The 17742-nt window shown below is 33.7% G+C and carries 16 protein-coding genes and 5 pseudogenes; 7 read left to right on the forward strand and 14 right to left on the reverse strand.

Annotated elements, in window-relative coordinates:
- The 3 genes and pseudogenes from CQ058_RS32775 to CQ058_RS25875 form a co-directional block, all read left to right on the forward strand.
- Positions 1 to 85, forward strand: a pseudogene (locus tag CQ058_RS32775) (LysE/ArgO family amino acid transporter); the annotation flags it as partial.
- A 140-nt stretch (positions 86 to 225) separates the two neighbouring features.
- Positions 226 to 522: a hypothetical protein gene (locus tag CQ058_RS32420; RefSeq protein WP_002191500.1), complete on the forward strand. Its 297-nt coding sequence runs from the start codon at positions 226 to 228 to the stop codon at positions 520 to 522.
- A pseudogene (locus CQ058_RS25875) lies at positions 482 to 978 on the forward strand (DDE-type integrase/transposase/recombinase); the annotation flags it as partial. The gene CQ058_RS32420 and the pseudogene CQ058_RS25875, both read left to right, overlap by 41 nt.
- A 69-nt stretch (positions 979 to 1047) precedes the next feature.
- On the opposite strand, the gene CQ058_RS25880 reads toward CQ058_RS25875, so the two are convergent.
- The 5 genes and pseudogenes from CQ058_RS25880 to CQ058_RS32425 form a co-directional block, all read right to left on the reverse strand.
- The gene (locus CQ058_RS25880; protein ID WP_002191498.1) at positions 1048 to 1545 is read right to left on the reverse strand and encodes a DM13 domain-containing protein; all 498 of its coding nucleotides are present in this window, start codon (positions 1543 to 1545) and stop codon (positions 1048 to 1050) included.
- A gap of 76 nt (positions 1546 to 1621) precedes the next feature.
- Positions 1622 to 2701 carry a sensor histidine kinase gene (locus CQ058_RS25885; RefSeq protein WP_002191497.1) on the reverse strand — a complete coding sequence of 360 codons (1080 nt, stop codon included), beginning with the start codon at positions 2699 to 2701 and terminating at the stop codon, positions 1622 to 1624.
- Complete coding sequence (locus CQ058_RS25890) at positions 2698 to 3411, reverse strand: response regulator transcription factor (protein WP_002191496.1); 714 nt, start codon at positions 3409 to 3411, stop codon at positions 2698 to 2700. Before CQ058_RS25890 ends, CQ058_RS25885 begins: the two co-directional genes overlap by 4 nt.
- Positions 3412 to 3934: 523 nt before the next feature.
- On the reverse strand, positions 3935 to 6118 hold the full coding sequence (locus CQ058_RS25895; RefSeq protein WP_105590047.1) for a binary toxin-like calcium binding domain-containing protein: 2184 nt from the start codon (positions 6116 to 6118) through the stop codon (positions 3935 to 3937).
- Positions 6119 to 6298: 180 nt separating this feature from the next.
- Positions 6299 to 6508: pseudogene (locus CQ058_RS32425) on the reverse strand (IS6 family transposase); the annotation flags it as partial.
- A gap of 449 nt (positions 6509 to 6957) precedes the next feature.
- Here CQ058_RS32425 and CQ058_RS25905 point away from each other — a divergent pair.
- The 3 genes and pseudogenes from CQ058_RS25905 to CQ058_RS33080 form a co-directional block, all read left to right on the forward strand.
- Positions 6958 to 7557: a TetR/AcrR family transcriptional regulator gene (locus tag CQ058_RS25905; RefSeq protein WP_002191494.1), complete on the forward strand. Its 600-nt coding sequence runs from the start codon at positions 6958 to 6960 to the stop codon at positions 7555 to 7557.
- 96 nt (positions 7558 to 7653) lie between these two features.
- Positions 7654 to 8820, forward strand: coding sequence for a D-alanyl-lipoteichoic acid biosynthesis protein DltB (dltB, locus tag CQ058_RS25910; protein WP_002191493.1), 1167 nt, complete (start codon positions 7654 to 7656; stop codon positions 8818 to 8820).
- A gap of 36 nt (positions 8821 to 8856) precedes the next feature.
- Positions 8857 to 9020: pseudogene (locus CQ058_RS33080) on the forward strand (D-alanyl-lipoteichoic acid biosynthesis protein DltB); the annotation flags it as partial.
- A gap of 463 nt (positions 9021 to 9483) precedes the next feature.
- Here the strand turns inward: CQ058_RS33080 and CQ058_RS25915 are convergent.
- From CQ058_RS25915 to CQ058_RS25925, 3 genes are all read right to left on the reverse strand, one after another.
- A complete protein-coding gene (locus CQ058_RS25915; protein ID WP_002191492.1) occupies positions 9484 to 9936 on the reverse strand; it encodes a CBO0543 family protein in 453 nt (150 codons plus the stop codon).
- A 308-nt stretch (positions 9937 to 10244) separates the two neighbouring features.
- Positions 10245 to 10547: a hypothetical protein gene (locus CQ058_RS25920; RefSeq protein ID WP_002191491.1), complete on the reverse strand. Its 303-nt coding sequence runs from the start codon at positions 10545 to 10547 to the stop codon at positions 10245 to 10247.
- Positions 10548 to 10662: 115 nt separating this feature from the next.
- The gene (locus CQ058_RS25925) at positions 10663 to 11418 is read right to left on the reverse strand and encodes a DUF6944 family repetitive protein (protein WP_002191489.1); all 756 of its coding nucleotides are present in this window, start codon (positions 11416 to 11418) and stop codon (positions 10663 to 10665) included.
- Positions 11419 to 12117: 699 nt separating this feature from the next.
- On the opposite strand from CQ058_RS25925, the gene CQ058_RS25930 reads away from it, so the two are divergent.
- The gene (locus CQ058_RS25930) at positions 12118 to 12450 is read left to right on the forward strand and encodes a DUF1904 family protein (RefSeq protein ID WP_002191488.1); all 333 of its coding nucleotides are present in this window, start codon (positions 12118 to 12120) and stop codon (positions 12448 to 12450) included.
- 406 nt (positions 12451 to 12856) lie between these two features.
- On the opposite strand, the gene CQ058_RS25935 is transcribed toward CQ058_RS25930, so the two are convergent.
- The 6 genes and pseudogenes from CQ058_RS25935 to CQ058_RS32430 form a co-directional block, all read right to left on the reverse strand.
- The gene (locus CQ058_RS25935) at positions 12857 to 13591 is read right to left on the reverse strand and encodes a Bax inhibitor-1/YccA family protein (RefSeq protein WP_002191487.1); all 735 of its coding nucleotides are present in this window, start codon (positions 13589 to 13591) and stop codon (positions 12857 to 12859) included.
- Positions 13592 to 13630: 39 nt separating this feature from the next.
- Entirely contained in the window at positions 13631 to 14425 is a 795-nt protein-coding gene (locus CQ058_RS25940) for a hypothetical protein (RefSeq protein ID WP_002191486.1), read from the reverse strand.
- On the reverse strand, positions 14422 to 15120 hold the full coding sequence (locus tag CQ058_RS25945; RefSeq protein ID WP_002191485.1) for an ABC transporter ATP-binding protein: 699 nt from the start codon (positions 15118 to 15120) through the stop codon (positions 14422 to 14424). The genes CQ058_RS25940 and CQ058_RS25945 overlap by 4 nt, the downstream gene beginning before the upstream one ends.
- Positions 15117 to 15497 carry a GntR family transcriptional regulator gene (locus CQ058_RS25950; protein ID WP_002191484.1) on the reverse strand — a complete coding sequence of 127 codons (381 nt, stop codon included), beginning with the start codon at positions 15495 to 15497 and terminating at the stop codon, positions 15117 to 15119. Before CQ058_RS25950 ends, CQ058_RS25945 begins: the two co-directional genes overlap by 4 nt.
- Before the next feature lie 199 nt (positions 15498 to 15696).
- Positions 15697 to 16379 (reverse strand): IS6 family transposase gene (locus CQ058_RS25955; RefSeq protein ID WP_232301883.1). Its coding sequence is split into 2 segments (ribosomal slippage): positions 15697 to 16061 and positions 16061 to 16379, totalling 684 coding nucleotides; the frame shifts between segments, so codons are not numbered across the junction.
- Between the two features lie 568 nt (positions 16380 to 16947).
- Positions 16948 to 17742: pseudogene (locus CQ058_RS32430) on the reverse strand (collagen-like protein); the annotation flags it as partial.

Consider the following 17742-nt stretch of genomic DNA (forward strand, 5'->3'; position numbering starts at 1 on the left):
AGGAGGTTTAATGAACATATTCAACAAATGCTCCGCCCTGTTTATCTGGGGAACTGCCATTTATCTTTTTATTGGATTAACATAACGTACAGGGAACCGTTTAAAGTGTTTGGACTTATAGTATAAAATACAATTCCGCTAGGAACCTACTAGTATCCGTGCTCTTCTTCATATATTTGCACCAGAACCAAAATATAGATTATTTTAATTAAAAAAGAGGATATTATGGTAAAAAAAAATAGGATAGGTACATTTATATCAATTTTAATACCGGTTTTATTGATTATATTCAATGTTAACTTTATATACAAAATTACTTTAACTGTAATTCCAGGACTCTCTATTTTTTTACCTATATTTCTTTGTCCAATTGGATTTCTCTTAGCTATTTTGTCTCATATAGTAGATAAAAATACTGGAGCAAAGATCGGGATAATATTAAATGTGGTAGTATTTTTGATTCCTTTTATTTGGATGATATATTGCTCATCCAACCATCATGCGTTGGATTCATCAGTATAATCCTGAATTAAATGAGAAAGTGTGGCGTCATTTTAAAACAAACATGGAAATATGATTGATTTTTATTTAAATAAAACAAGAAATCATAAGGCTGCAAAGCGCTTTTTCAAGAAAGCTTTGCGGTCTTTTCATGTTTCAAGGCCTCGTGTTATTATAGTAGACAAGAATCCTCCCTATCCGATGGCGATTGCCGAATTGAAAAAAGAGAAAAAGATGTCGGTAGGCATCCAAATCAGACAGATAAAATATCTAAATAACATTGTAGAACAAGATTATTGTTTTATTAAGAAGCGTATACACTCTATGTTAGGGTTCAAATCATTTAAAACAGCAACTTCTATATTAATTGGTATTGAAGCCATGCATATAATTAAAAAAGGTCATATTCATTTACGGCATCAGTCTATTCAAAATCAGAAAGAGTTCATTCATCAAGTATTTAATTTTATGACATAAGATATGATTCTGCTAGGAATCTATTATTATTTTGTTCTTCTTCATATATTTGCACCAGAACCTTCTTGCTTACTTTTTAAAATAAACAGCACCAAAGTTTTCATTAAATCTCTTACACCATATAGAAACCGAACCATATGCACTTACATCTATTCCTTCAGGAATTTCATAGTTTTGGTCTCCTTTGTTTCCCTTTAATTTTCCTAATTCAATATACTGGTGGTTTTTCACATCTTCATTATTTTTCAAACGATCTGTAGGAACTAATACTACTCGTACATCTGGCCCGTTAGATGTTGAAAAATTAGAAAGTCGTAAAACACGTTTTCCATCCGCTAATTGATAGATTGTTCCTGTTCCAGTTGTTTCGTGGACACCGTTTTGAAACTGACCTGCACTTATAACTTGATCTTGAACTTGTTTTGTTTTCATTGATTGCATTTCTGTCTGTGGCAACGCTTCATTCACTTGCTTATCAATAAATAATTTCTCCGGTCGGAACAAAGACCATAACATTCCCACGACAATTATAAATCCACCTATAAACCATATATATTTTCTTTTCATAAAGTAAAAGACCTCCGTTAATATACTGTGTAGTAGTATGTTAACAAGAAGGTCTTTCATTTCTCTTTCATAAATGTTACAAAAGTCTTTCGGCGTTCTTATTTTTTTCTGATGTGATGGGAAGAGTAAACCAAAATTCACTTCCCTGTTTTCCATCTGAGCGATCTCTCACACCAATTTCTCCTTCGTGTCTTTCAATCAATGATTTTGCAATGGCTAGTCCAAGACCAGATCCTCCAGATTGTGAACTTCTTGATTGATCTGTCCTAAAAAAGCGTTCAAATACGCGTAGTTGGTCATTTGGAGAAATTCCTTTTCCTTCATCACGCAAAATGAACTGGACTTGTTGATTTTGCTTATTTTCCTCTACAATCAACTCAATTGTTCCAGAGACAGGGGAATATCGAATCGCATTATCTAACAAATTACCTATGACCCTTGCTATTTTACACGGCATAATTAATAGTCGGGGTAATCTATCCGGAACCTGCAATTGTAAATCAATCTGTTTGTCTTCTAATAAGACAGAATGTGACTCTAATACATCTAATAGAACTTTATCTATATGTGTGAAACTTGGATAAAAATCTACTTGTTCAAACTCTAACTTTGAAAGTTCAAATAAGTCATTGATTAATCCACTTAATCTTTCTATTTCTTTTAAGATCGTCGCTAAGTATTGCTTTCTCATTTCAGGATCTTCAATCAGGTTATCTTGTAACGCTTCTATCATCAATTGTATGCTAGCCATAGGCGTTCGTAGGTCATGTGAAATATTTGTAATCAGCTCCTTACGTGCATTTTCTCCTTCTTCTAACTGAGTAAACCCTTCTTCTAATTTTTTTGCCATCTGTTGAAAGGCTGTTGCTAATTCCTTAAACTCCTGTGGTTCTTTCCCAATTATATACATTGTTTCGAATTGTCTATCACTAAATTGTTTCGTTAATGCCATTAAATTCTTGATAGATCTCATGATAGGGCGTGTCATTAGCCAGTAAATAAACGTTGAAATAATCAGTCCTACAACCGCAATCACTGTTAATAACCGTGTTTGTTCTGGTTCAAGTAACATTTGCGTTTCACTATACCATATAGCAATTACCAGGATACTGGTACTTAATAAATTCATCAATAACAATTGAATGCGTAATCTCATGCTTCACTTCCTCCATTTGGCTCAAAACGATATCCTATCCCCCAAACCGTGTGAATCCAACGACTCTTTATCGTATGCTTCTCCAGTTTGTCACGTAAACGACTGACTAAAACAGTTACTATGTTTGTAGCCACTTCATGTTCAGTATCCCAAATGAGTTCAAGAAGCTGCGAACGAGAAAAAACTTGTTTTGGATGCTTTGCCATGAGATAAAGTACCTCAAACTCTTTCGCTGTTAACTCCACTTTATTTTCACAAACCAATACACATCTCGTCTTTGGATAAATTTTTAAATCTGGACATTCTATCACTTCCGATAGGGATTCTTTTGCTTGTATCGGTACCTGGCTACCTCTTCTTAGTATAATTTGAACCCTTAATACTAATTCACGAGGGGAAAATGGCTTTGTTAAATAATCATCTGCCCCCATTGTTAAGCCTAAAATCCGATCCCTTTCCTCGCCCTTAGCAGTTAACATAATAATAGGTACATTTGATTGTTGACGAATTTCCTCGCATAATTCCCATCCATCTTTCTTCGGCATCATCAAATCTAAAATAATTAAATCTGGTTGATGAGTAAGAAATAAATCCCAACCTTCTGTGCCATTTACAGCGGTATATACTTCATATTCTTCTCTTTCTAAATACCGTTTGCATACTTCTCGAATATTTTCTTCATCTTCTACGATTAAAACTCTTTTTTTCATCTGTAATCCTCTCTTCTTTTCACCAATAATACAAAAGGTGCTCTTATATGCTTTCATCTAATACAGATATAAAGATGTAAAGACTAATCCTAGATCTAAATCAGAATCCTACACTTTGGTCTTATGGTCACTAAAAACGATTAAAAGTGCCAATATAATCTAGATGATAATTTTAGTATTTGATTACTTATATGACAAGATAAACACTTAAAATAGTAGTATCCCAATCATATAAATCGAAAATTTAAATCAGATTTTTTATTACAGACATTACTTATTTATCTTGTCAGCATCGATTTTATTGTGTATCTGTTTTCCAAGATCTTCATAGTAAAAAACCACTGCTTTAGCTATGGTTTTTTACATACATGATTACAAGTACAAACGAATGAAGGATACATTAAAAGGAATGAGTTCAATATCGAACTCATTCCCTATTAGCAGCCTACATTCTTATTTCTAACTTTTTGGGTTCAGTCCATTACCGATGTTTTTTTAAACTTTGCAACAAAACCGTTCCCTTTTACTTAGCTTTTTCGAAACTCCATCTATCTAAAATCACATTACCATTACCAACAGGATATACCTGCACATCATTACCATATGTCACATAACCAGATCCACCCTTATCCAACCCTATATTGTTACCATCAGATTGTAGGTTCCATTCTCTCTGGTAATCATAGCTGCCTGGGCTATGTGTATGATTAAATTTAAAAGTACTTGCATTTTGTTTTTGGTCAAAATGGATATAACCATTTTGAAGTTTTAAATATTCATAGCCTGAATAAGCACTATTTTGAACTTTAATGTGTACCTCTTCACCTTTTTTGATTGGTTGTCCAGGTTTAGGCTGCCCTTTTCTTTCAATAATTACATTAACTGGTTGAGTGTAATTCCCACCATACGCAAGGTATTGCCATTTATCATTTCCTTTATAACTGAGTACAGGATATCCACTAGCCTTCAGAGTATAAGGAGTTCCTTCTACAATAAGTTCGTCGCTGAATCGATGGGTCAAATAATTTTCATATTCTTTATTATACGTAACAACTGTAGAGATTTTTTGTGTCGGAAGTTTCTTTTGTGCATCATTGATTTCAAATGTAACTTTTTGTGATGGATTGAAATCATTCAAGCTTACAGCTTCTTTAGACTCATATACGTTTCCTTTTCTCACTAATGTTACTTGTTGTGTTTGTTTGGAATTTTTATTTTCAAAAGAAACAGAGATTTCATTACTCGCTCCGAATAAGCCAGGTACGACTGCTGCATAAAACTTTTTCGTAAATGGATCATAAGCACTATATGACAATTCCGGTTGCTGAATTTTTGTGAAAACACCGACTTTTGCGCCTTTCGAAACATAAGATTTTTTAGCATTTTCTAGATTCTCTTTCGCAATGATAACTTGATCTCCTCTGCTATTATCTATAAATTCATTTATCTTTTTAGAATCTACTTTAACATGCTTCAGAACCTCGTTAAACGTTAAATTTGTATCACTACCAACACCTTCTGGTGCATACATTCTAAACTTCGGTTTGTTCCCGATATCAGTCTCTAGTATTGTAGTCGAAGCATTTACACGAGATTCAAATTTTCCTGAATCTCCTAAATTCATAAATTCTCCATCTTTCTCAATATACAATTCCATTGTACTCGTAGGTAATACTTCAACAGAAAGAATTGCACCTTGTTCAACAGCTTTCAATTCATCTAACGATAAGTAAATATTTACATCTGCTTGATTATCTACACTGTCTATCAATACTTCTGTTGTATTTCTTCCACCTTTTTCTGTACTTAACTGATTTGCTTTATAACGATCTTGTGTTGCCTTTACTGTACTGATAATCTTGTCTCCTAAACGAATGTTAAAATGAGGAGAAACATTTTGAGCAGACGCCGTCCCTGTATTTTTATATTCTAACTGTAAGCTCACTTTTGCTGCTTTTGCTGAATCAACAGTTTTTGCGGTAGACCAATCTATATTAGAAGAATATCTTTCGGTATCTGTTGATGTTTTCGAGTATCCATAGCTTACATTTAATGAGGCCTTCCCAGAAGGAACAGGACCGGCTGCGGAACCTTCCACACCACCTTCGACACCTGCTCCTACACCAAACGAATGTTGTGTCGATACACTTTTTTCCCAACCTTTATCAATGGACCCACCGTTTGAATCCGTAATAGCCGCAAGAGGAGTAACCCCAATACGTTTTATACCAACTTGCAGATTCGGTATATTTGCAACCATTGGATTAAACTCAGTATCAGAGTTACTGCCATAATACTGAACTTCATATGCATCTGTAAAAGGATCTCCATCCGAATTCGCGCTCATAGGATTTGTAATAAATTTTAATTTATCTTTGTCTCGCTCTGGATCCCATACCTGTGCTTCATTTTTCCCGGTTTGTCGATTGAACTCAATTTTATAGCCTTTTATTTCTAAGTCGTTAGAAATACCATCTTGATCCCAATCGTTATTTTGTATTTCAATTTTTTCAGTAGACATCTTTCCCTTTTTTCCATCAGTTCCATAGATAAGATCTTTTCCTTCTTTTGCATTTGCATCCTCTTTGAACATTTCAATTGTGCTTCCTGCATTCGGCTGTTTTATATCTGCTAAAGCAGGGGATGCTAAAGTCAGTGCCATCGATACACTACCTAATACACTAAGTGCTGGCTTCAATTTCTTCATTGTTATTTTTCCTCCTTGATTTTCAGGTGAGTTAGAACACCTACTATTAAGAACAACTTCATCATATCTAATACATCTTTCATTTCTCTCTCAAAAGTGTTACAAAAGTCTTTCATAAGTATAAAAATTCTTTCATACATCTATTACTTTTATTTTATGTATATAAATGCGGCAAACCATTTAGGCCGTGGTTAGTAATTGTTTTAGTTCATTGTAGGCTGAAAAGGCGGAGTCTATTTGAAGACTCCGCCTTTGTTTGTATAGGGTATGAATGGTTTCGATTCCTCTTATCGTACGTAAAGCATGGAAAAGTTTTTGAGATCCAGAGGATCTAGCAGACCGGCACTTCACATGGCGATGGCGTGTTATCCCAATATTGAAATATTTTATAAATATATAATCAAACATTTATTTAAACATTTAGAATTAAATACACAATCAATATAACTATGTCCATACCTATGCTTATTGTGTATTTTTTTATACAACAAAGAAAAAAGCATCCTATTTGGACGCTTTTATGCCATCGTTTATTTAAATGAAAATTTTTATAAGCCAAATACAACTAAAAGAATATATGCTATCACTTATCTTTATCTATGAGGGCTCACCATATCCATCAACTTTAGAAAAATAAACACCCCAAAAAGAAAAAAGAGCTGAATTCTCAAAATAACTAACTACAGAGAAAGAAAAATCTTCATTTAGGGCTTACTTTAAAACCTTAGATTGGTTGATATGGGATGGTACTCAGTATTGTAAAAAATGATCTAATAAGTTAGTATAGATTTGTATTAATTGGTCGGTTGACCAAATAAAAAATAAGATGGTGAAATACAATGTCTAGTCCAAAAAAAACAGCTACTCGAGATCAAATACTAATGGCTACGTTTGAATGCTTAGCTGAAAAAGGTACAACCGCTATTACATTACGGGATATTGCTACAAAAGCTGGAATTACTTTAAGCTTAATTCACTATTATTTTCCAACAAAGGAGGGTTTATTAGTTAACGCTACCTCTTATGTCATGCAAAAACAAATTAAAGAAATTCAGAAGGAGCTCTCAAATACACAAGATTTTTCAGAGAAATTGAAAAATCTTATATTTGTAGTACATCACCAATTCAAATGTTCTGAATGGAGAAAGGTGTATTTCACTTTATTAGCAGCAGCAGCTTGGTCACCGAAAATTATGGAAGAAATTCGAGTTCTACAGAACCAAATGATAGACATAATTAAAGAATATATTCAAACATCCAATGTAGAAATCACTGACTTAGAAGCATTTTCAAGGGCTTTATTGGCTTCGGTGAATGGATTAGCGCTACAAGTTATGCATGGGGTTTCAGAGGAACAAATCGCTCCGGCATATTCGATTATAGAAAAAGCCTTTATATCAGCATTTGCCCTTCCAAAAGACGCAATGAGCGATTGCTAAACTCTATAATCCTGAGATAATTCATGTGCCAATCCATTATTCCATGACACCAAATGGTATGTAGGATTGTAGAACATTATAAAGTGAGGTTACAGCATGACCGCATATGGATCATTTTATTTTTTCGCTATAGTGGGTATTTTTCTGATACCTACTATCGTAGCTGGATTAAGAGGCAAAATATTGCGCAAATATAATGCTGTCTTAACACTAATTATGCTTGCTATTATCTTCTCGGATAAGTCAAATCAAGCAATGATGTTAGTAGTATTTATTATTTGGCAATATGTCCTTATTAAAGGCTATTTACTACTAAGAAAACAAAATAATAATACGTTCATGTTTTGCATGGCTATTATTTTGTCGATTTTGCCATTGATTTTGGCAAAAATCGCACCATTTGTACCTGAATTAAAATTCATTGTTTTTACTGGTATATCTTATGTAACATTCAGAGCAGTACAAATGGTATTTGAAATTCGCGATGGCTTAATTAAAGAATGCTCATTTTTAAATTTCTGGGAATTCATTTTGTTCTTCCCTGCTATTTCGACCGGACCTATCGATAGGTATCGCAGGTTCCAAAAAGATATTCAAAAACCACCAAGCGCTGAAGAATATCAAAACCTACTATACACGGGAATTAACCGTATTTTCCAAGGTTTTCTGTATAAGTTTATACTTGCTTACCTAATAAAAGAAAATATTATGGATGCAACATTAGCTCACCAAAACACAATTTCATCAAATATGATTTACATGTATAGCTATAGTTTATATCTATTTTTTGACTTCGCAGGTTATAGTTCATTCGTAATTGGTGTCAGTTATATGATGGGTATTAAAACACCAGAAAACTTTAATAAACCGTTTATCAGTCGTAATATTAAAGATTTCTGGAATCGTTGGCATATGAGCTTATCATTCTGGCTCCGTGATTTTATTTACATGCGCTTTGTCTTTTTTGCAACAAAGAAAAAGCTCATTAAAAATCGCTATATGATTTCATATATTGGCGTCTTTTTAAACTTTTTTGTCATGGGAATTTGGCACATTACTGGTCATGATATTGCTCAATATATTATTTATGCTCTATATCATATTGTTCTGTTTATTTTATTTGATATTTTCGAACGGAAAAATAAGAAGCATAAATTTTGGCCCAACAATACGTTCATGCATGTCCTTGCAATTGTGATTACATTCCATTTCGTATGTTTCGGTTTCCTAATCTTCTCTGGTCACCTAAACAATTATTTTTAATGAATGACCTCTTTTCTCACAACTAAGAATTGTGATTACATTCCATTTCGTATGTTTCGGTTTCCTAATCTTCTCTGGTCACCTAAACAATTATTTTTAATGAATGACCTCTTTTCTCACAACTAAGAATTGTGATTACATTCCATTTCGTATGTTTCGGTTTCCTAATCTTCTCTGGTCACCTAAACAATTATTTTTAATGAATGACCTCTTTTCTCACAACTAAGAAGTTACACATATTTGCGCTTGTAAACATGGGAGTCAGTTTATTATTTAGATATTCTTCTATAATTCTTTTAATTATGGATCTTATGATACTATTAATAACTATTATGTTTTTTAGTGTAGAGAAGAAATTGAAAGTATAGTATAGTGAGAATAAAATTTTTTTATAAACAGTTATCCTCCATTATTATTAAATTAAAAAGAATTTCTATCCATATTACGAAAAAAAACATTATTCTTTTGTAGAAATATGCAGAAAGGATGGCGTTTTTTTTATCAATAACACATATATTTTTATTAACATAATCCATTATTCTCTGTATTCAATATATCTAGAAAAACCCCCTTCAGTTTGCTTACTGAAGGGGGTTCGTATTTACATAATTCCCGTTATCGGCAATCAAAAACATTCGAATTCTATTATGTTGCCTTCAGGATTTAGTTCATGACTTCTAACTTTCTTAAATAGAGGTAATACCAGTACACCCACATATAAGGGATGATATAGGAAAAAAATGTCCAAATAATATTCCAGCCGTTACCATATACGATTTCTCCACTTAAAACTAATGTCATTTCAAGAAGGGTAGTAAATAGGGATATAAAAAAGACCATCAAGTAAGGTCTTTTGGTTTTCTTTATAAAGAATATCAAGTAACTTGCCAAAATCGGATAAATTCCTATATTAAAGGGTAAAGCAGAAAAAGTTTTTTGATCAAGGAAAGGAGCAATCCTCCAAAAACCACAATAAAAGCCGAATTCATTTACGACAAAAGCAACGACACAAAAGAATGAGCCAATCAGAGGGATAATTCTTCTCTCTTTTTTGTAAAGGTGAAGAATTCCAACAGTCCAAGGTAACACAAATGCAATTAGAATATTAAATAACATCTTGACTCTACCTTCCTTTCCTTATAACCATCTTCACCTTACTCCTTATAATTTAAACTAAAAAAGTTTTCCAAACCAACGCAACATGATAATTACAATCAACTGAGTTATGATTAAATTATAAGGCTGCTTAACTCTTATTTTGTTCTCAAAAATATATCCCATATACACATCTAGTTTACATAAAACCACTTATCAGCAGTCAATCTATCTAGAAATCTTAAAAAGTCCCTTCAGAAAAAAATCTGGAGGGACTTTTTATTCACATAATCAGTATAATTAAATACATTTAGCTTAAAACGTTAAATCTAATCATCATAAGACCAAGTATAAAAGATTGCAGCAATGCCATCTCTCATAGCTTGCTCAAAACATTCAAGTGATTCCTTTAATTCATAATCCCCTTCATACTGCTTTTGGTTTGCAATAAATTGATCTTCAATACTTATAACTTTCCAACCTTCAGCGTTAATATAGTTATTTGCTTTAGTTAATGCTAAATTTACATCTATTGAATCAACCCAACAATTTATAAATGCACCTTCACAGTCATCTTTTTCTGGATTATCTGAACATGGTATAGCTTCAAACGAAAAATAATAAATTGTCATTATATCCTCCTACTAAACGTTTTCCTTTCCAGTTAACATAATTTCCGATATAGGAAGTACATGTATTTGGTGTATTTACTTGGTATGGTAAAAACCATACTTTTTTATTTCACATTTACTGACTTTCTTCTAATTGTTTTCCTTGGGTTTCCTCTTTTATTGTTCCAATCAATGAAATTACAGAACCAATTGCTTGTATCCAACTTCCTGTTATTACTAATGATTCACCATCGTTATGTTCTATATAGTTTTCAGATCTGCTGCCATATCCATATACTCTTCCCATAGTCTGTAATGAATGTCCATTGTTATGTTCTACATGAATTTTATCCCCGTTTTTGTTTTTTTCTGATTCGTATCCTTCTTCCGTAGACTGTGACGAATTTCCATTGCTATGTTCTGTATGGATTTTATCTTCGTTTCCGTTCTTTTTTAATTCATATATCCCACCCATAGCCTGTAATGAGTTTCCTGTAGCTTGTAGTATGTTTCCTGTAAGGTTTTCTGCATGACCTGGGAAAGGAGTAAGTTCGATTCCGTGTCCTACATTAATAAATCCACCTAAAGCTTGTATCCAGTTCCCAGTAATGAATAATTTCTGTTTTGTTTGTGTTTTGAAGTCAATAACCAGTCCGGTAATGACGGTAGTATTTCCGATTGCCTGAAATTCCTTCCCGATTTTTCTAAGGATATTCCCTTGCCCCTCAGCTTGTAAGGCATTCCCTCCTGCCTGTAAGACGTTTCCATACAAATTTAGGTCTTCTCGCAAATTACTCTTTATAAAGTTCAGTGGCGAAGCTCCAATCGCAGCCAAAATTGTTCCCACAGCTACTATTACAGAAGCAAAGATTTGTTTAGAACTATTATCCATTTGTAACCCTCATTATTAAATGTCTTTATAAATGATATTCAAATAAATTAAATGTTCCCATTCTATATTCAATGGATTTTACTGTATATCCTATACATGACAAGTTTACATAACACAAAATTATCAGTAGCACGGACAAGGAGGAATCTTCCCCTTACAAGGGAACCTCCTTTCTTTGTTCTATCGACCTATGCATTTTTTTATACATTCCTATCCTGGCACGGTTTTAGGTTTCTTGTTTGTTGTCGGATCAACAAAAAAACTGTATTAAATCTTGCATGCTCCTAGGGGTCACTATATATGAACACTACGTATTTGACTTTCTCAATGACCAACATTACTTAACGTGGTAAAATAGTATTCGGATGGGAATCCAATGTTGTTAAAATTAAAGTGGTTATCAAGTCGGAGGAAGGCACCTTAGGGTGTCTTTTCTTTTTAAAATATATAAGCGCACCATCCCTTTCCTAATAGAGGCCTTCCCTCATGCCTCCTTACAGGGAGAATTGATAAGGCTTTTTTAATTTACCCAATTACCGAGCTCTCAAATGTTTTAAATAGTTACAATACATGTATTGCTTCAATAACATATGATCATTCTTAAGAATGTCATTGAAATGTACCAATAGATGTTAGTGCAGCAAAAGAAATTGTGCTATGATGTGAGCAAATATAAAGCTATCTAACGGAGGGATTCACATGCCGCATGTTGTGTTTCGTGGAATTACTATTGAACAATTAAAACGCATAAGCAAGCCATTAGTAGAAGAGCTCGCAGAGATTTGTGAGTGTGGTACCGATAATTTTACGTTGGAACTACCAAGTTCTACGTTTGTATTCAATGGAGAAGAAATAGAAGCGTTTCCTCTTATTGAAGTGAAATGGTTCGAGCGTGGACAGGAAATTCGTGATCGATTTGCCAAGGTCATTACTACATATGTAATGGATTTTGGACTTCCAGAAGTAGAGGTTGTATTTACGGTTTTCACAGAATCAGCGTATTATATTAACGGGAAGCATTGTGCAAGTTAGAGCTATTTGAAAGATTTTTGTAACATTTATAAGGGGCAGAACCACATTGCCATCAAGCTAAGAAAAGCAAATATCCAAAAACAAAAAAATGAACTGAATTCTCATAGACAACTAACTGTGAAGAGATAAAATTTTTGTTTTGGGGGACATCAAAATATTAGCTTGATAGCGATGGGGTAGCACCATCAAAACGCGAATTTCTTACGCTAAGGGTTAATCGTTTTTTTTACAGTTAATTCGTCTGTAGTAATCGAAGGAAGGTTACAGTGGGGGAGCTGAAAGCTTATAAGTATTGGTTGGACTTTTTGTACAGCAACATCATACATTTGTTACTACCTATATTAATTTAATTGAAAATACGAGATACAAAAAACATCCTGCATGTTTGAACCATGCAGGATGTTTTCTAGTCTTTGTTTTTCATAATGTAAGAAACCAAACGAAGGATCTCTAAGTATAACCATACTAATGTCATCATAAGCCCTACTGCGCTGTACCACTCCATATACTTAGGTGCTCCACTCTGAGTACCATTTTCTATGGAATCAAAATCGAGTAATAAATCTAATGCAGCAACAATAATTACAATTGTACTTATGATGATACTAATTGTCCCACCTTGGTGAATATATGGAACAGTCACCCCTAAGATGCCCAGTAAGAAAACAATAAAATACATAATAAGAATTCCAAGTGTTGCAACCGTTACAACCGCACGAAACTTTTTAGTTACTTTTACTATTCGAGTTGCGTATAACACTAACATGGCAAATAAAATCGAAATTGTTAGTAATACGGCAGTTAAAGCGATAAAATCACCAAATCGCATTGTATAATACGCTGAAATACTTCCTAATAAAATTCCTTGTAATACTGCGTAAATCGGTGCGCAGATTGGTGATATACGAGGAATGAATATAACTATAAATGCGACAATTAGAGTAACTATTATAATTCCAATTAACACAGGTGTTTTCATTGTCCCTTGTGTCATCTGTACGTAGGAATAGACAGACGCTGCAAGAAGTAAGATAAGCAAAACGAATGTTTTTCCTATCGTTCCGCCAATAGTCATCGTAGAAGCATTTGTCTTCTCTTTATGAAATTTGTCTTTTTTTAATATTGGATTAGTTGTTCTCATTTTTTCCTCCTAAATATATTCTACCTTTAAAGTGGAGCTTTATAATTCTAATTTTTTATCAATGATACGACCTGTAATAGCTGTTAGGACAATTATGAACAAGCAAGTAAAACATACATCTAAAATAGTGAATCCTTCACTAGGGTACAATGATGTGTCAATAAAGCCGTTTTTATCTATGAACCCCGTACTCTTTATGGTGATTACATATTTCTCTAATTTACTTAAAAAATCCAGTAGGAATGTTTGGATTGTTAAAAATAAAGCCAAGAAGATGATGGATAAAATCATCTTATTCAGTGAGGATTTTATAGGAATCAGTTTTGTAATTACCATGATGAAATAACAGGAAACTAATATACTCATGAAATCGATTCCCCATAAAAAAACAGAAAGTACGTGATGAATAAATCCATATGCATATAACTTATGAAATTCTTGTTGGTAGCCCCCGACTACTTTTCCTCCATAGGAACCTTGAGAAAAATAATATAAAAAAATCAGACCTATTACTAATAAAAGAATAAACATTAATGTGAAGAAGAATAAATTTGCATAAATATATTTTTTTCCTGAGATGGCTGTATAACGAATCATGGAATTTTTTAGCATTTTATTAAAAGTAGGCAATGCTATTAAAAGAAGTAGGAATGCAGTGCAACCTATGATTAACATAAATATACCTAATGTTATATCCTTTGTAAGTTGATCTGTTACCTTCGATAGTCCCAACATATTAAATAAAAAAAGCAACGAAATAGTAATAAATCCAAAATAAAAGACGGCTATCTTTTTTCTATTACAATTAAATAAATAGCGAAAAAGTGGATTCATCTCTCAAAAACCTCCTTAAATAACTCATGTACTGCTTTTCCATAGCGAAAACGAATTTCTTCTACGTTTTCATGCAATACAATACCCCCGTCTTTCAAAAAGATTACCTCGTCAAATATATTTTCAATTTCCTCTATTAAATGGGTCGAAATAAGAATGGTACTATCTTCACGATAAAAGTTAAGAATTAAATCTAATACATGCTTTCTAGAAATAAGATCAATCCCACCTAATGGTTCGTCTAATACATATAACTTTGCTTTCCTTGAAAAAGTTAATATAAGCTGTAATATTCCTGTTGTTCCTTTTGATAAGATGCTTATGTTCTCTTCTAGAGGTATTTTAAACTCGACTATTAAATCCATTGCTTGTTGTAAATCAAAATCAGCATACATATCTCGATAGAACAACACAGCATCTTTTACAGTCATCCACTTTTCAAAAACAGGACTATCGGGCATAAATGAAACGATTTCTTTTTTTTCTAATACCACCTTTTTATCTCCAATTGCAATACTTCCTTTAGAAGGAAGCCGTAAACCAGAAATCATTTTTAATAATGTCGTTTTTCCACTACCATTATTACCAACAAGACCGATAATTTTCCCTTCTGATATTGTTAAACTTACATCTTGAATCACTGTTTTTAAATTATATCTTTTCCATAAATTTTCAATTTTCAATACTTCTTTCATTCGTTTTCCTCCCTTTTCTTTTCCAAAGAAGACCGGAGTATTGAGAGAATTTCTTCTTCCGAAAATCCTAAGTTATTCATTCCATTTATAAAATTATTAAGCAACTCTTTTGCCATTTCTTTACGTAGCTCTGTAATTATTTCTTCATTAATTGTTACAAATCTCCCTGTTCCTCTACGTGTCTCAGCAATACCTTCCCGTTCTAACTCTTGAAATGTACGTTGAATTGTATTTGGATTCACTTGTAATTCACCCGCTAATTCACGTACAGCAGGAATTTTGTCACCTGGTGCCAAACGTCCTGTTACAATTTCTTTTTTGAGGTATTCCATTACCTGAACATAAATGGGGATATTAGGAGAAAACTCAGTTTTCATTTTTTTCCTCCTCTGTATTAGTGTACTAGATAGATAGTACACTAATGTAAATTATATGTAAATAGTTATTTTGAAAACTATAACGAATAGAAGGCGATATATTTAGTGAATTAGTGTAACCACTCAAGTGCCATAAACGACCGGGTTCTGTTGCAAAGTTTCTTAACAGAGAAAAAGTTGGTATGATTGCAGATGGGTTTTATTCAATCGTTAGTAATTGTTGTAATTCATTATACGTCGAAAAAACGAAGCTTGGTTGTTGCAAACTTCGTTTATATAGAGCATGAACGGTTTCAATACCTTTCAAGGTACGTGAAGCATGACGAAGGCTTTGAAATCCTGTGGATTTGGCAAAACGCCTATTTACATGTCTATAGTCTTGTTCAATGAGATTGTTCAAATGTTTGACTGTACAATGAGTTGTACGTCTATAAAAACCTTGTTCTTTTAATTTGTTAAACGTGCAAAGTAGCGCTGGGGCTTTGTCCGTTGTAAGAACCGTTGGTTCTCCAAAAGCCTTCACCAATCTTTTCATAAAGGCATATGCTGCCTGATGATCTCTTGTTTTCGAAGTTGAATATCCAATGTATATCCATCCTTATCGATCGCACGATATAAATAACGCCATTTTCCTTTCACTTTTATATAAGTGTCATCTAATTTCCACGATGATTGTACCTTTTTGTTTTTCTTTTTCCAGATTTGATAGATCAAATTTCCATATTCATGGACCCAACGCATAATAGTTGTTGGATGAACCGATATGCCACGCTCTCTCAAAAGTTCAGATACATCGCGATAGCTTAAAGAAAAACGACAATAGTAGCCGATGGCTACTAAAATAATATCTTTCTTAAATTGTTTTCCTTTAAAATATCTCATTTGTGATTCTCCTCGCTCTGTTTTGAAAAAGTTTAGCTTACTTTTAAAAACTTTGCAACAGAACCTGAAATATGTTGGTTCGGGCATTTTCGGTGATATTAAAGAAGAAAAGTTAACACAGGAAGAGATCATGAACTTTGCTGTTGAAATGAGGGAAAAGAAACAGAAGGACACAACTATACACTAAGAAAAGTCTAGAAGATACGGAATATTTAAAAATTAATCACCTCAAAAAGAACATGTAGTAATTTCTACATGTTCTTTTTTTCTTATTAACCGACCAAGGTTATATTGTAAATGTTCATAGCATTGTATGCTGAAATTTCAATTGTAAGTTCTAATGTAAACTTTTTATCATTAGTTTACATTCAAAATATGAAAAATAAAGAGATTAGAACATCTAAAAAACTAGATCTATGCTAGCTTTTTTTACATAGTTTTCTTTAGAAGAAATCACTATATCTAAAAACCTATAAAAATTCCCTCAAAAGATTTAAAGGGACTTTTATAACATTTCCCTTAACTTCATAGTTATAGCCTACAACCTATGCAATTCTATTTTTCGCTTTTATCTAAGTCGCGTAATAACAAGATGTGCTGAAACAGACTCTGTTCCTCCAGCCAGAGGAGTAATGGTTAGTGCTGTGGATTCGCTAGCAGGATTTCGTACAGTAAGTATTGAATTGATGACTGATGTTTGCACAAGAGCCATTCCTACTATCTGAGAAGTACCCGTTGCTCGACCAACTACCGTATAAGCTAATTCAACAGCTCCTGCTCCCGAATTAAGAGTTAAAACTAGTTGACCCGCTTCGGTCACACTCACCTGAAACAAGACCTGATAACTACCGATTGCAGACAAATTAAATGTATCAGCACCAGTACGTGCAATCCCCGCCCCACTAAAAGGTCCGTCTCTTGGAAAATCTACGTCTCCACCGACTGCAACTGTTGCAGCATTATCAGGGGGCATCAAAGCATAAAAATCCGCAAAATCTAATACCGTTCCGGTTGCTCCTGTCGGTCCTTGTAATCCGGTTGCTCCTGTTGGTCCTTGTAATCCGGTTGCCCCTGTCGGTCCTTGTAATCCGGTTGCTCCTGTTGGTCCTTGTAATCCGGTTGCTCCCGTTGGTCCTTGTAATCCGGTTGCTCCCGTTGGTCCTTGTAATCCCGTTGCTCCCGTTGGTCCTTGTAATCCGGTTTCCCCCGTTGGTCCTTGTAATCCGGTTTCCCCCGTTGGTCCTTGTAATCCGGTTGCTCCTGTTGGTCCCGTTGGACCTATTTCTCCTGATGGTCCTGATGGTCCTGTTGCTCCTGTCGAACCTGTTTCCCCCGTCGGACCTGGTGGACCACCTGATGGTCC

The organism is Bacillus sp. MYb56 (genome assembly GCF_002976445.1).
GTDB lineage: Bacteria > Bacillota > Bacilli > Bacillales > Bacillaceae_G > Bacillus_A > Bacillus_A mycoides.

Excerpts from the sequence above, each read along its gene's own strand:
- CQ058_RS25920 (WP_002191491.1), bottom strand. The coding sequence starts at position 10,547 with ATGACAATTTATTATTTTTCGTTTGAAGCTATACCATGTTCAGATAAT.
- CQ058_RS25890 (WP_002191496.1), bottom strand. The coding sequence starts at position 3,411 with ATGAAAAAAAGAGTTTTAATCGTAGAAGATGAAGAAAATATTCGAGAA.
- CQ058_RS32420 (WP_002191500.1), top strand. The coding sequence starts at position 226 with ATGGTAAAAAAAAATAGGATAGGTACATTTATATCAATTTTAATACCG.
- CQ058_RS25930 (WP_002191488.1), top strand. The coding sequence starts at position 12,118 with ATGCCGCATGTTGTGTTTCGTGGAATTACTATTGAACAATTAAAACGC.
- CQ058_RS25915 (WP_002191492.1), bottom strand. The coding sequence starts at position 9,936 with ATGTTATTTAATATTCTAATTGCATTTGTGTTACCTTGGACTGTTGGA.
- CQ058_RS25905 (WP_002191494.1), top strand. The coding sequence starts at position 6,958 with ATGTCTAGTCCAAAAAAAACAGCTACTCGAGATCAAATACTAATGGCT.
- CQ058_RS25950 (WP_002191484.1), bottom strand. The coding sequence starts at position 15,497 with ATGAAAACTGAGTTTTCTCCTAATATCCCCATTTATGTTCAGGTAATG.
- dltB (WP_002191493.1), top strand. The coding sequence starts at position 7,654 with ATGACCGCATATGGATCATTTTATTTTTTCGCTATAGTGGGTATTTTT.
- CQ058_RS25940 (WP_002191486.1), bottom strand. The coding sequence starts at position 14,425 with ATGAATCCACTTTTTCGCTATTTATTTAATTGTAATAGAAAAAAGATA.
- CQ058_RS25935 (WP_002191487.1), bottom strand. The coding sequence starts at position 13,591 with ATGAGAACAACTAATCCAATATTAAAAAAAGACAAATTTCATAAAGAG.
- CQ058_RS25945 (WP_002191485.1), bottom strand. The coding sequence starts at position 15,120 with ATGAAAGAAGTATTGAAAATTGAAAATTTATGGAAAAGATATAATTTA.
- CQ058_RS25885 (WP_002191497.1), bottom strand. The coding sequence starts at position 2,701 with ATGAGATTACGCATTCAATTGTTATTGATGAATTTATTAAGTACCAGT.
- CQ058_RS25895 (WP_105590047.1), bottom strand. The coding sequence starts at position 6,118 with ATGAAGAAATTGAAGCCAGCACTTAGTGTATTAGGTAGTGTATCGATG.
- CQ058_RS25925 (WP_002191489.1), bottom strand. The coding sequence starts at position 11,418 with ATGGATAATAGTTCTAAACAAATCTTTGCTTCTGTAATAGTAGCTGTG.
- CQ058_RS25880 (WP_002191498.1), bottom strand. The coding sequence starts at position 1,545 with ATGAAAAGAAAATATATATGGTTTATAGGTGGATTTATAATTGTCGTG.